Below are 15030 nucleotides of genomic sequence, written 5' to 3'. Positions count from 1 at the left end.
GACCATCGATTACAACATCAAATTGTAACTCCGACGGTCCTTTAATTATTTTATTGAGCTTTTTTAATAGCTTGTACTATTTTTTATCTATAAAATTCTTGTGTTGCATAAACTCTATTTCCTGACTTATAAACTCCAACTCCAACTGATGTAAAGTTAGTTGATAGAATATTTTCTCTATGTCCTTGTGAGTTCATCCAATTATTCATAAATTGTGTTGCTAAAGCATCTGCATCAGATACTCCGCCTATATATGCAATATTTTCTCCCCAAGCATTATATCTTACACCATCTTGTTGCATTTTTACAGTTATAAGATTTCCTTCTGGATCTACATGGTCAAAATATCCTCTGTCTCCCATATCTTGAGATTTTATTCTTGCATATTTCTCCATAGTGCTATTATATGATAAAGTCGCAACTCCTGCTTTTGATCTCTCTTCATTTATTTTTTCATATATTTTTTGTTCCACTTGTGCCATAAATTTGTCATTAACACTTGGCGTTTCCTCTGTTGTTGGTGGAACTACCTCATCTATTGATGGTGTATCTCCTGTTGTCGGTGGAACCACTTCATCTATTGATGGTGTATCTTCCGTTGTTGGTGGAATTACTTCATCTATTGATGGTGTATCTTCCGTTGTTGGTGGAATTACTTCATCTATTGATGGTGTATCTTCCGTTATTGGTGGAATTACTTCATCTATTGATGGTGTATCTTCCGTTGTTGGTGGAATTACTTCATCTATATCTCCATTACCAGGACAATTAGTAGGTTTGTTATTGCATCCTAAATGATGAAATGGATGTTTTTTCTTAGATAACCTATCATGTTTTTTCTTGTAACTACAATTACTTTTTGATTTACTTACTACTACATTGGAAGTATTATTTGAACTTATTTCAGCAGCATAAGCTGTACTTCCTACTCCCCCTATAACAGCAGTTGTTAATATTATGGCAATTAGTTTATTTTTCATCTGTACCACTCCTTTTTATTTTTTCGGATTCCTTATAAATAAATCCAATATCTTATTAGTTAAAGTACTTTTTACTTTTCCTAACGCCGTCACTTAAAGTTATAACATAGATTGTCCAATTATCTTAGTCAACATTATTTCCACCATAGGTTACTTATTCCCTCATATGATTTTTTTTACTTTTATTGCAATAAAATAAAGCAAGTGATATTTAGGCTATCACTTGCTTTACAGGAACTATTCCATTTTATTCATTGGCTATAATTACTAGTATATTTAATTAAAAAATTCTTGTGTAGCATAAAATCTATTTCCTATTTTATATACACCTATACCAATTTCTGAGAATCTATCACATAATATGTTAGCTCTATGACTTGAAGAGTTCATCCAATTATTCACAAACCTTTCAGCTATAGCAGTTTCATCTGTCATTCCACCTATATATGCTATATTTTCTCCCCAAGCTTTATATTTAATTCCATCTTTCTTAATTATATCACTCATTAAACGCCCTTCAGGGTCCCTATGCTCAAAATATCCTCTCTCACCCATATCCATAGATTTTATTCTAGCATATTTTCTCATTGTACTACTATATGTTAAAGCAGTAAGCCCTTCTTTAGCTCTTTCTTCATTTACCCTTTGCAAAATAATACCTTCTATATTTGCAAAAAAATTATTACTAATTGGCTCTTGAGAAACTTCAGTTACGGTATTTTCTTCTACAGTAACTGTAGGAGTATTTACATTCTCATTTTCATTGGATGCTTTATTATTCGCTTCTGCAATAACAGCTTGTACATTTTCATTGCTATCTTTTTTTTCTTCATCACTATCAGCTGTATTACTTTCTTTTTGTATATCTGATTTATCTTCTGCAGTATTTATATTAGTTTCCTCTATTTCATTGTCATTCTTTTCTTCTATATCTTTTTTATTATAGAACTTAGAATTTTCATTATATTCCTCTACTAATAATGCTACTATATCTTGTTTACTTTCTATAGGTTCAACAGCAATTTCTTCTTCAGAAAAGTATGTAATGCCAGATAATATACCTAAAGATACCGATACTATTATAGAAATTGATAATGCAAATAACACTGTAGTAATTATTTTTTTCATATTTTCACCATTCAAAGCCTTATTTATGTACAAATTTATTATATATACTATTATACTACAGTAATTTATTTTATAAAGTAGTTATTATATTAAATTTTTCCTGTTTTTATACAATTCATTGTAATTTTTTATATTTTTATAAAGTTTCATTATATTTTATCTTATAAATTCTTGAGCGATATAAACTCTATCCCCTGACTTATATATTCCTATCCCAACTTCTGAATAAGTAGTAGATAAAATTTTATCTTTATTACTAGTTGAGTTCATAAAATTACCTATAAATTTTTCTGCTAAAGCTGTTGGATCTGAATCATATGTAACATAACCTATATTTTCACCCCAGCTACCATAAGTTATACCATCATTCCTCATATATACGGTAATTAAGTTTCCATTTAAATCCTTACTAGCCAAGTATCCATTATCTGCCATATCTTTAACTTTTACTCTTGCATATTTTTTTATTCTTTCACTATTAGTTAAATTTTGAATTCCAGCTTTACTTCTTTCTTCATTAATTTTTTGATACACTATATTTTCTACTTCTGATAAAAAGTTTTCTCCTTCTGGCATCACAGTAGTATTCACTTTCTCTGTTTCCACAGCCTTTGTAGCAGTGTTACTAACTTCTGTCTTTTTTACCTCCTGTACTTTACTTTCTATTACTGTATCATTCTTTTCTTCTGTTTCGTTATTGTCTTCAACTTTATCTTCTGTAACCTCTGACTCTTTTGTTTCTTCTTCAACCTTAGGATCTTCTTCATCTTTTTCTTCAACATCAGTAGTTTCCTTTTCATTTTTATCTACCTTACTAACTATTTTATTATCCTTCTTATTTTTAGCTTCTGCTTTATTTTTACCTAATACCGCTATTGCCATTGCGCTAGAGGATATAATAACTATAAACGCCACAACAGCTACTAATATCTTTTTAGTTCTCTTAGAAGATTTTATCTCTTTTTCTCTAAATTCTATATTATCACTTTCTTCAAATTCTTCTTTATTAACTCTTTCAATTTCATCCAATACTCCTGTTATAGAAAGTTCAATAGTATCATCTATATCCATTTTAGTATTTTCTTTAGTTGTGTTAATCTTATTCTTATCTTTCATATTTTCACCTCATAAGGTCGTATTTTGTAAATATATACAATTATAAGGTATTTTGACGAATTTTTCAACATTTTGTTTGTTTTTGCCATAAAACTAAAATTCAATAGGGATATTGCAGTTAAATTCCTGCAATATCCCTATTAAATTTATATATGCTTAGGCATCACATCTTTTGATAATTTTCCATCTAAAGATAAATAATAGCTCCTTATAGGTTTCAAATCATCATCTAATTCATATACCAAAGGTGTACCTGTAGGTATATTTAAATCTGCAATTCCATCACTAGATATATTATCTAAATACCGTACTAAAGCTCTTAATGTATTACCATGTGCTGAAATAATAATTCTTTTATTATTCTTTAAATTCGGCACTATATTTTCATTCCACTCTTGTAAAACTCTTTTTTCTGTATCAGCTAAATTTTCAGTAAGGGGCAAATCACTTTCATTTAAATCATGATACTTAAACTCATGTCCCGGATATCTTGGATCGTCCTTTGTTAGCTCTGGTGGTCTTACATCTACAAATCTTCTCCACTTATGAACTTGTTCTTCCCCATACTTCTCTATAGTCTTTTCCTTATTTAGCCCTTGTAAAGCTCCATAATGTCTCTCATTAAGCTTCCAAGACTTGTATACCGGTATCCACATTAAATCCATCTCATGTAATACTATCCACAATGTTCTTATAGCTCTTTTTAAAACAGATGTATATGCTATATCAAACTGAAATCCATTCTCCTTAAGTATCTTACCTGCCATCCTAGCTTCCCTAAGTCCATTTTCTGATAAATCTACATCTGTCCATCCAGTAAACTTATTTTCTAAATTCCAAAGACTTTCACCATGCCTAATTAAAACTAATTTTTTCATTTTAACTCTCCTACCTTTCTATACAATGTTAGTATGAAAACTGTATTAAATAGATATACATTTTTCTTTATTTTTAAATAAAATTAAAAAGCTGTTACATAATATACTTCAGTCTTACGTAACAGCTTTTTAAGATTTTACTATTCTTCAAATGGACGTACCCTTAATGGTAATCCTATTTCATTACATACTCTTCTACATGATTCTATCTCTTCTTCACCAATACAATCAACTACGGTCATTACAACATTAGGTACATATTTTTTACATTCTACTGCAAACTTTAACATCTCATCATAAGATTTTATACCAAACTTATTACGAGTTATTTTATAATACTCTTCAGCATTAGATGCATTTAAGCTTATTGAAACTGTATCTATGGACCCTTTAAGTAATGGTGTAATATCTTTTTCATGAATTAAATTAGCTAATCCATTAGTATTTATTCGAATATGCATATCTTTGTATTTTCTCTTTATATATGAAGCAATTTCAACTATATCATAAACTCTTTCCATAGGTTCACCAAAACCACAAAAAATAATTTCATTACATTTACTTAAATCATATTTATCAAATTCTGATATAATTTCTTCTCTTGTAGGTTCTCTCTTTAACCATAAACTATTTGACTCTGCCATTTCCTTTGTATTCCTCAAACAAAAAGTACATGCTGCTGGACAACGATTAGTTAAATTAACATAAACATTATCTTTAATATTACTTTGCCCTTGAAGGCTTGTATATTCTCCATTTTTAGCTGTATATAATATAACCATATATATCCCCCTAAGATTCTTTTAATTCTGTTAAATATTCTTCAAAGCATAGTCCATCAGTAACTGGAGTGTTTAACTCCGCTGTATATTTAATAGTTTTACTTATAAATTTTGTTGCTTTTTCTACTGCTTTTACTAGTGAAATTCCCCTTACAACACTAGCTATTATAATTGCTGTAAAAACATCTCCTGTACCAGATCTATCTTCACCTATTTTCTTTACATTAATAATATTATATCCATTTTCTTTTTCATAAATAAAGTTTTGTATTTCTCCATCATATTGAAGTCCTGTTATTACAACCTTTTTAGGTCCCATTTCACAAAGAGTTTTAGCTATATTTTCCAACTCTTCTTCGTTTAATTGTTTCTTTGGATACTCTATGTCTATAAGTCTACAAGCTTCTGTCAGATTAGGAGTTATTATATCTGCATACTTTAGTAATTTTTTCATTTCATTACACATCTCTTTAGTATACGTTGCATATAACTCTCCATAATCACCCATTACAGGATCAACAACTACTATAGTATTATTATCTTTAAACTTTTCCATAAACTCAACAACTACATCAATTTGTTCTTTTGATCCTAAAAATCCCGTAGCTATACCATCGAAATTAATATTTAACTCTTTCCAATTATTCATATACTCCTTCATCTTAGAAGTATAATCATCAAAGAAGAAACTAGGAAAACCTGTATGTGCAGATAAAATTGCTGTAGGCAACGGACAGCATTGAATCTTCATAGCAGATATTATTGGTAATTGTGCTGCTATAGAACATCTTCCAAATCCAGTCATATCATTTACTATAGCAATCTTCTTTTGTTTTTCTAGAGTCATAGCTTTAAACACCTCATTTCTAATTATTACATTATAATCCAAACTGTTGCTTAAATCAATTGTACCGTTACCCTTTAAATGTAAGTAATGGTTTAAATGTTGCTATAACTAATTTATTTATATTACGTATCTCCATTTTTTAACTCTTCAACACATTTTCCTATAACTTTTATACCTTTTTCTATCTCATCTAACGACAATCTAGATAATCCTAATCTTAAAGTATTATCACAACTACTATCTACAGAAAAAACATCTCCAGGCATAAAAATAACTCCTTTTTCATAACACTTTGCGAGAAGTTCTCTAGAATTTATATTTTCTATACCTATATAAATATGAAGACTTCCTTCTCCCCATATAAATGAAGGCTTTATATATTCTTTTACACATCTAAGAGCAAAATTATATTTTTCTCTGTAGATACGTCGAATTTTTTTTATATCTTTTTTAAAAGTCCCGCTACATAAATACTCATATAATATTCCCTGATCTAAAAATGAAGTATGTATATTTTTGCATCTCTTAACACTCTCAAAAGTATTAATTAATCCTTTATCAGCTATAATCCATCCTATTCTAACTCCTGGAAATAATATTTTTGAAAAACTTGATATATAAATTACTGCATTTGCATCTTTATCAAGAGCAGCTATAGGAGATATATGACTACTATTATGCATCAATTCTTCATTAAATCCATCTTCAATTATTGGAACATTATACTTTTTGAAAGTCTCATACACACAATATCTTTTTTCAGCACTAATAACTATACCTGTTGGATTATGATAAGATGGAATTAAATATCCAAATTTAACTCCACCTTTCTTTAATTCTTCTTCTAACTCTACTATATCAATACCATCTTCATTTACTTTTACAGGAACAATATCTACTCCATGAACTCTCATCATTTTTATTGCTGTATTATGTGTAGGATTTTCACATATTATCTTATCTCCTTTTTTGATGCATGAGGTCAGTAATATATCTAATCCCTCTGTAAATCCGTTAGTTACTATTATATCTTTATTAGTTACATCTATTCCTTTATTTTTTGTATATTCCAATATATATTCCATAAGTGGTTTATATCCTTTTGCATAACCATAATTTAATATCTTATGATTTTCTTTAGATATTGTATTTAAAAAAGCCCTCTTAATCTCTTCTATATTAAAAAGCTCCCCTTCTGGTGAAATACTTTTAAATGATATAAGATCTTTACTCCATGGAATCTCACTTTTTACTATATCTAATTCGCTAGCCTTCACTGCATAATCATTAATATAATCTTTCCAAGATACATGCCACTTAACTGATGAATCTATATTTCTACTACTAATAAAAGTTCCTTTGCCTTTAATAGTGTATAGAACTCCTTCTGCCTCAAGATTTTCATATGCCGTAATTACTGAATTTCTACTTACACCTAATAACTTTGCCATTTCTCTTGTAGCTGGTAACTTTGAGTTTTGTGCAAGCAAATTCTTATCTATAATTCCTTTTATATAATTTTCAATTTGAATATATATAGGCTCATTGTCATTAAAATTTTTATTAGAAAGAAACATTTTTACTCCTTTTTAATCAAGGGAATACTCTATCATCTTATCTAATAAACTAGGGAAATCAATTCCTTTTTCCATAGCACTTTTAGGGATAAGACTTGACCTAGTTAACCCCGGTAATGTATTTACTTCTAATACATATGGTATTCTATCTTGTAATATCATGTCAATTCTTATATATCCCTTACATCTTAACACTTTCCATATTTTATGTGATATTCTGTCAACTTTTTTTTGCAAATGACTATTTAATCTTAATATTTTTTCATCTGCACCACCTTCGTCGTACTTTGATGAATAATCAAAAAAGTTTTTACCATTACTTTGTATAGAAATTGTAGGCATAACTTCACCATTTAATACAAATGATGTTATCTCTATTCCGTTAATATATTTTTCAATAATAACTTCATTATCATACTTTAATGCTTCCTTAACAGCATCTTCTAAGTCTTCTTCACGCTCTACAAGAGTTGTAGCTACACTAGAACCTCCATTATTAGGCTTAACAAAAACAGGATATCCCATTTTTCTTATTCCATAATAATTAATTTCCTTTAAACTTCCAGCTATAAACCATTGGGCTGTATCTATTTTTTCTGATAACATAACTCTTTTACATAAATCCTTATTCATTGCTATTGAGCTTGAAAGAACTCCACATCCACTATATGGAATACCCATAGTCTCTAATATTCCTTGTACAGTACCATCTTCACCAAATGCACCATGTAATGCTATAAAAGCAAAATCTATATCTTTAACCTTATTAATAACATCTTTTTTTGAATTAATTATTATAGGAATTACTTTATATTTTTCTTTATCTAAATTATTTATAACTTCTTCACCAGATTTTAAAGAAATCTCCCTTTCAGATGAAACTCCACCCATTAATACACCAATTCTCATTTTTTCTACCTCACTTCTTAGTTATATTTTTATTATATTAGTTTCAAAAAATAAAATAAGAGCCACCATTATATTAATTTCTATATAATGTGGTTCTTTCTTAATAATCTTATATATCATTTTCTTTTAAAAATTTGTAATAACTAAGAATACTCTTTCTCTTCTCCTCTGATAAATCAGATAAATCAATAATAACTTTATCCTTTTCCTTAATCTTCTTTTCTTTTCTCTTATATATCTTTGAAAAGAAAAATGTCGATATGGTGCTAGTAAGCATACTTAAAAAACCTATACCGGTTATCATCAATATACATGCTATAAACCGCCCTACTCCACTTGATGGACTTATATCTCCATATCCAACAGTTGTAACAGTAACAAAACTCCACCATAATGCATCACCATAATTTGATATGTTTTCTGTTCCACGCTCAAAAACATATATCCCTAGTGATCCTATAAATGTTATAAGAACTGTAGACCCTAATGCATATATAAATCCATTAGTAAATAATACTTCTTTTATATTTCCAACTAATCTTAATACATATGTAACTACCCTAACTAATTTAAATACACTTCCAAAATTAGATTCCATAAATAACATAAATGGAAATATAGCTATTGTATCTACTACATTATGTTTAAAAAATCTTTTTTTATTCTTACTTGTTAACAATCTCATCAAATAATCACTTAAGAAAATAAAATAAATAGCTCCATCAATAATATTAACACCCCTATTAACCTTTGGTGATAAATTATTTGAAAACTGTAACATTACGACTATAACTGCTATAACAGCCATAACTCCTGCTATTCCATCATATATCCACTCAATTTTCTCATTATCAGTAAATTCTAGATCTCTCATAACTCACCCCTAAAATATTACAAATATTCACACTTGTAATTTTATCATAGTATGACTTTAATTAACACAATACAATTCATGTATCATACTCAAAAAACAACACTTAAATATAATAGATTTATATATAGAGTCATATAATACCTAACACCTCTAAAATAAAATAATTTGCCACTAAAAAAAGGAGCTTAAAGCACCAGATTAATATATTGTGCAATAGCTCCTATCATTATAATATTTAATTTGTTTTTTTAATTATCTGTTATTTAAATCTACATATTCTCTTTGTTCTTTAACATTCATATATGCAGGACGAATAATCTTATCCGTATTTATTAATTCTTCAATTCTATGAGCACTCCATCCAGCGATGCGTGCCATAGCAAAAATAGGTGTATATAATTCTAATGGTAAGTCTAACATGCTATAAACAAATCCACTATAAAAATCTATATTTGCACTAACACCTTTATAAGTTTTTCTTTCTTCTGCTATAACTTCAGGTGCTAATTTTTCAACTAAAGAATATAAATTATATTCTTCTGTCCTACCTTTTTCCTCTGATAGATTCTTTACAAACTTCTTAAATATATTTGCACGAGGATCTGATAAAGAGTAAACTGCATGTCCCATCCCATAAATAAGTCCAGATTTATCAAAAGCCTCTTTGTGTAATAATGCTTTTAAGTAGCTTCTAATTTCATCCTCATCATTCCAATTTGATATTTTTTCCTTCATATCATTGAACATTTTTACTACCTTTATATTTGCTCCGCCATGCTTAGGCCCCTTTAAAGATCCTAATGCAGCGGCAATAGCAGAATACGTATCTGTTCCTGAAGATGAAACTACATGAGTAGTAAATGTTGAATTATTACCACCACCATGTTCTGCATGCAATACTAATGCTACATCTAAAATTCTTGCTTCCAACTCTGTATATTTACTATCTGGCCTTAACATGTATAAAATATTTTCAGCTGTAGATAAATCTGTTCGTGGAGTATGAATAATTAGACTATTTCCATTATAATAGTGATCATAAGTTTGATATCCATATACTGATAGTAATGGAAATACCGCTATAAGTTGCAAACATTGACGTAATACATTGTCTATAGAAGTATCATCAGCTTTTTCATCATAAGAATATAATGTTAGGACGCTTCTAGCAAGAGTATTCATCATATCAAAGCTAGGTGCTTTCATTATAATATCCCTAACAAAAGAAGTTGGTAGACTTCTATACCCTGCTAATATATCTGTAAAATCATTTAATTGTTCTCTAGTAGGCAAGTCCCCCAGTATAAGCAAATATGCAACTTCTTCAAATCCAAATCTCTTTTCTTTTACAAACCCACTTACTAAGCTCTCTATATTTATACCTCTATAGAAAAGCTTTCCATCACACGGAACTTCTTTACCATCTATAACCTTCTTAGAGCATATTTCAGAGATTTCCGTTAATCCAGTAAGAACTCCTTTACCATTTATATCTCTTAGTCCTCTATTAACTTTATGCTCTATATATAGACTTTGTTCTATTGTACTATTTTTAACACATACATCTTTTAATCTTTTTATTGCTGGTGTGATTTCAGAGAAATTTATTTCTGTTACTGTTGCCATAGCCCCTCCCCTTTCTTAAATAAAAATAGTATTAAACAAATATTGTGTAATATATCTATTTTAACATATATTACAAAAATTCTGAAATCTCTTTTTATTTATAATTTGTAAATTTTTATTTAAGAACAAAAAAATATCATAATCAGGACACAATTTTCAATGTACTTTTCGTTTATAACCGTGCCCTGATTTACTGTAATTTCTATTACTATAACTTAATTAAATAACTAGTATGAGCTTTTACTTTTAAATAAATGTCTTCTTTTTCTACAATAAAGTTTAGCTCTGTTCCAAATATATCTGTAGATTTAATCTCTGGGCTTTTACCAAAAATTCTTACAGGTATTTTTACTTTTCTATCCATATCATCAGCAGAGAAGACAACTATAAATACATCCTCTTTGCTAAATCTTGCATAAACAAATACATAATCTTCATCAGAAAGTACCTTAAATCCACCATCTTGAAGTGCTTCTTCACTAGTCTTCAAATGTGCTAGTTTAGAATATAATTTATAGTACTCCGTTGATTTTATATCCTTATCCCAAGGCATTGGATATCTACAACCTTCATTGGTATATAATCTTCCATCAATTCCTGCTTCATCCCCATAATATATATTAGCTGTACCTATCATTGTAAATAACATAATAACAGCACCACGATATTCTTCAAAACTTATTTCTTTATTATTATGAAGTCTTGATATATCATGACTATCAAAAAGATTAAATTGATTTTCTTGTATTACAAATGGTAACCTACATAAATGTTCCTTTATTCTACTTGCAAAATTTTTAGCTGTAATCTTAGGTTTTATCTTTGAAAGATTAGGATTTCTCATCATAAAAAAGTCTGTTTCTCCTAAGAAACTTCTAAGCGGTCTTCCAAATCCAAAATAATTCATTGCTGAATCCCATTCATCACCATTTAAAAATTCATTATGATCGCTCCAATCCTCACCTATAATATAAGCGTCAGGCTTTTCTTCTTTTATGCTTTTTCTAATCTCTGGCCATACTTTATGATGTAATTGTATTTCATTATTTCTAGCCATAGTATCTGCTACATCAAATCTCCAACCATCAATACTATACGGTGGCTTTAGCCATTTCTTTACTAAAGAATTTTCTCCTTTATAAATAATATTTCTTAACTCTTCAGATGTGTAATTTAAAGTAGGCAATGTTTCCACGTCAAACCATGCCTTATAGCTATTATCTTCATTAAAAAAGTAATAACATCTTTCTTTAGAATCTGTATTATTATATGCTCCTTCACTTTTATCAAAAAAAGTTCCTTCTTTATTAAACCAACGATTTGCAGTTCCAGTATGATTTATTGATACATCTAACATCAACTTCATATTATTTTTATGTAATTCATCCATTAATTCTTCGAAAGCTTTGTCTCCACCAAAATGAGGATCTACAGTAAAATAATCTAAACAGTCATATTTGTGAACTGTAGCTGCATAAAATATTGGATTCATATATATAGCATTTACCCCTAACTCTTTTAAATAAGGAATTTTTTCTTTAACACCTTCTAAATCTCCACCATAAAAATCAAGACAATGACTTTCCTCATATTCCTTTGGCTCGGCATTCCAATCCTCTATCTTTACAGCAGGATATCCATCAAAATAATATTCTCCTGTTTTTACATCATTTTCAGTGTTACCATTAAAAAAACGTTCCGGAAATATTTGATAGAACACAGATCTTTTTACCCAACTTGGCTGATTATAATCTATTAGGATTTTAAAATCATATGTTTCTGCTGGCATGTAATCTATGATTTCTTTTTGATTATAAAAATATATCTTATCTTCAGTTACAATATAAAAATGATAATGTAATACATCTTCATAGACAGTTATTTCTGCAGAATAGTAAACAAGACCTTTCTCTACAAATTCCTTCTTCATATCCAATACAGTCTCTATACCATTTAACTTAGTTCTTAACATAACAGCTTTAACTGGCGAAGTATCATACATCCTTATTAAAATTTTTATCGTCTCACCCTTTTTAGGCAATGGATTGCTAACAAAAAACTTTGATCCATCACTATATACACTTTCTAACCATTTTTCCATAAAATCACCCCTCTTAATCCATTATTAATTTATACTTATTCTTTGTCAATTATTTAAAATTCATAAATTTAATATTATCTTTACTGTTAAACATCAAGAATTATAGTTTTTCTCCAACTTCATATAAAATTCTTATATTTGTCATATATTTGTCATATATTATTGTTATATTATAGTTGTAGTTAATAATACTTTGTTTTTTTTTATCATTTTCCTTTTTAATATAAAAGAATGGTCTTTCCCAAGCCATTCTTTTTTTGCATAAGACAAAAAATAACTAATTTATTTGCATAAAAATCCCCTTAATTATAAAAAGATGCAATTACCTATCGCATCTTTTTCATTAACTAAATCTTATCTTCACGAATCAAGTATCTATTTCCATCTTGATCTTTAAAAGAAAACATACTTCCATATGGCATCTTCATAATATCCTCTACTTCAACACCATTTTCTTTCATATTCTTATAAGTATCCTCTATATTATCCGTACTTAAAATAATGGATGGATGAGCTACAGCTTCAGGATTTTGTGTTTTCATCAACTCTTTATTATATAAAATAAAAGTAGTAAATTCACTTTCACTTGGCCCTACTTCTAACCATGTCATATTAGGTCCCATAGGATTTTCTGCTTTTACAACAAAATTCATTTTCTTTGTCCAAAATTCTTTAGCTTCTTCTTGATTGTTTACATATAAAGTTATCTTTCCTATTTTATTTATCATTTGTTTCACTCCATTTTTAATTATTATTAATATATATTATAATAAAATACGAGGTGATATTGTGCAAAAACTTCTTAGTAAAATGAGGCAAGCGATAAATGATTTCAACTTAATAGAAGATGGAGATAAAATAGCTGTGGGACTTTCTGGCGGTAAAGATAGCTTAACTCTTCTTCATCTTTTAAATTTATATAAAAAATTTTCTCCAGAAAAATTTGACCTTATAGCAATAACTCTTAATCCTGGTGGAGTAGACAACGGTCCTCTTCATTCTCTATGTAAAGAACTAGATGTTCCTTTTTACGAAATACAAACTGATATAAAAGAAATTGTCTTTGATTTAAAAAAGGAAAAAAATCCTTGTTCTCTATGTGCAAAACTTAGACGTGGTATACTTAATAATACTGCTGAAGAACTTGGATGTAATAAAGTTGCTTTAGGACATCATAAAGATGACGCTATAGAAACCTTAATTCTATCATTAAGTTATGAAGGACGTATAAATTGTTTTTCTCCAAAAACATTTATGGATAAGAACACCATTACATTAATACGTCCCATGGTCTATATATCAGAAGGCTCCATAAAAAATATTGCAAAAAAATATAATTTACCTATTATAAAAAATCCGTGTCCTGCTGATGGAAAAACTAAAAGACAAGATGTAAAAGAATTAATAAATGAATTAAACGAACGTATTCCTGGTTTCAAAAGAAATATATTTGGAGCATTAAACAATCCAGAACAACTTTTTATCTGGAATAAAGATTTAATAAAATAATAAAAGTGGCTATGATACTGTAGTACCAGTATATAGCCACTTCCTTTTTTATAAAATTACAATCTATTATATATAGTAATTTTATGCTTTATACTTGTTATATAATTTTTCTACAACAGACCAATCAATAATATTCCATATATTTTTTACATAGTCTGCTCTTACATTTTTATATTTCAAATAATAAGCATGTTCCCATACATCTATTGTTAATATAGGTTTAGCCCCGATACTCAAAGGATTATCTTGATTTGACATTCTCATAACTTGCAAAACGCCATATTTATTTATAACAAGCCATCCATATCCTGATCCAAAATGCCCTATAGATGCATTGGAAATTTGCTCCTTTAATTTATCAACACTACCAAATGTATCATTTATATCTTTTAATAATTCTCCTTCTGGTAATAACTTGGCAGTAGGTGATAATATTGAAAAATACAAATTATGATTAAATACTCCGCCACCTTGATTTATTACTGGTAACTTTATCTCCTCTGGTATATTATTTACATCTGATAAAACTTCTTCTAGCGTCTTACCAACAAAAAAAGATGGATTATTTTCTACTATAGTATTAAGATTATTAACATATGTTTGTAAATGCTTTGAGTAATGTATATTTACAGTTTCAGCATCTATATGAGGTTCTAAGTCGCTAAACTTATATGGCAAACTTATTTTATCATATTTCATATTA

The 15030-nt window shown here is 28.4% G+C and carries 14 protein-coding genes; 1 reads left to right on the top strand and 13 read right to left on the bottom strand.

Annotated elements, in window-relative coordinates:
• Window positions 1–83 precede the first annotated feature (83 nt).
• From CM240_RS02100 to CM240_RS02045, 12 genes are all read right to left on the bottom strand, one after another.
• The gene (locus CM240_RS02100; protein ID WP_044036057.1) at window positions 84–980 is read right to left on the bottom strand and encodes a CAP domain-containing protein; all 897 of its coding nucleotides are present in this window, start codon (window positions 978–980) and stop codon (window positions 84–86) included.
• Between the two features lie 276 nt (window positions 981–1256).
• Window positions 1257–2108, bottom strand: coding sequence for a CAP domain-containing protein (locus tag CM240_RS02095; protein ID WP_051483639.1), 852 nt, complete (start codon window positions 2106–2108; stop codon window positions 1257–1259).
• Between the two features lie 156 nt (window positions 2109–2264).
• Window positions 2265–3224: a CAP domain-containing protein gene (locus tag CM240_RS16680; protein WP_051483638.1), complete on the bottom strand. Its 960-nt coding sequence runs from the start codon at window positions 3222–3224 to the stop codon at window positions 2265–2267.
• A 146-nt stretch (window positions 3225–3370) separates the two neighbouring features.
• Complete coding sequence (gene gpmA / locus CM240_RS02085) at window positions 3371–4102, bottom strand: 2,3-diphosphoglycerate-dependent phosphoglycerate mutase (RefSeq protein WP_044036055.1); 732 nt, start codon at window positions 4100–4102, stop codon at window positions 3371–3373.
• A gap of 140 nt (window positions 4103–4242) precedes the next feature.
• Window positions 4243–4884 carry a TIGR04100 family radical SAM protein gene (locus CM240_RS02080; protein WP_044036054.1) on the bottom strand — a complete coding sequence of 214 codons (642 nt, stop codon included), beginning with the start codon at window positions 4882–4884 and terminating at the stop codon, window positions 4243–4245.
• A 10-nt stretch (window positions 4885–4894) separates the two neighbouring features.
• Window positions 4895–5731: a pyridoxamine kinase gene (locus tag CM240_RS02075; protein ID WP_044036053.1), complete on the bottom strand. Its 837-nt coding sequence runs from the start codon at window positions 5729–5731 to the stop codon at window positions 4895–4897.
• A gap of 122 nt (window positions 5732–5853) precedes the next feature.
• Window positions 5854–7308, bottom strand: coding sequence for an aminotransferase-like domain-containing protein (locus CM240_RS02070; RefSeq protein WP_044036051.1), 1455 nt, complete (start codon window positions 7306–7308; stop codon window positions 5854–5856).
• Between the two features lie 12 nt (window positions 7309–7320).
• Window positions 7321–8217, bottom strand: a complete 897-nt coding sequence (locus CM240_RS02065) for a D-alanine--D-alanine ligase (RefSeq protein WP_044036050.1) — start codon at window positions 8215–8217, stop codon at window positions 7321–7323.
• A gap of 109 nt (window positions 8218–8326) precedes the next feature.
• On the bottom strand, window positions 8327–9091 hold the full coding sequence (locus CM240_RS02060) for a potassium channel family protein (RefSeq protein WP_044036049.1): 765 nt from the start codon (window positions 9089–9091) through the stop codon (window positions 8327–8329).
• A 252-nt stretch (window positions 9092–9343) separates the two neighbouring features.
• Entirely contained in the window at window positions 9344–10717 is a 1374-nt protein-coding gene (locus CM240_RS02055; RefSeq protein WP_044036043.1) for a citrate/2-methylcitrate synthase, read from the bottom strand.
• Window positions 10718–10925: 208 nt separating this feature from the next.
• The gene (locus CM240_RS02050; RefSeq protein ID WP_044036041.1) at window positions 10926–12818 is read right to left on the bottom strand and encodes an alpha-amylase family glycosyl hydrolase; all 1893 of its coding nucleotides are present in this window, start codon (window positions 12816–12818) and stop codon (window positions 10926–10928) included.
• A 347-nt stretch (window positions 12819–13165) separates the two neighbouring features.
• The gene (locus CM240_RS02045) at window positions 13166–13546 is read right to left on the bottom strand and encodes a VOC family protein (protein ID WP_044036040.1); all 381 of its coding nucleotides are present in this window, start codon (window positions 13544–13546) and stop codon (window positions 13166–13168) included.
• Between the two features lie 61 nt (window positions 13547–13607).
• Here CM240_RS02045 and CM240_RS02040 point away from each other — a divergent pair, with 61 nt between their 5' ends.
• A complete protein-coding gene (locus CM240_RS02040) occupies window positions 13608–14327 on the top strand; it encodes a tRNA 2-thiocytidine biosynthesis TtcA family protein (RefSeq protein ID WP_044036039.1) in 720 nt (239 codons plus the stop codon).
• A gap of 81 nt (window positions 14328–14408) precedes the next feature.
• Here CM240_RS02040 and CM240_RS02035 read toward each other — a convergent pair whose 3' ends face one another.
• Window positions 14409–15026 carry a superoxide dismutase gene (locus CM240_RS02035; protein WP_044036037.1) on the bottom strand — a complete coding sequence of 206 codons (618 nt, stop codon included), beginning with the start codon at window positions 15024–15026 and terminating at the stop codon, window positions 14409–14411.
• Window positions 15027–15030: the final 4 nt, after the last annotated feature.

The sequence above is a fragment of the Clostridium bornimense genome (genome assembly GCF_000577895.1).
Classification (GTDB): Bacteria; Bacillota; Clostridia; order Clostridiales; family Clostridiaceae; genus Clostridium_AN; species Clostridium_AN bornimense.
This window is presented reverse-complemented; position numbering and strand designations above follow the sequence as displayed.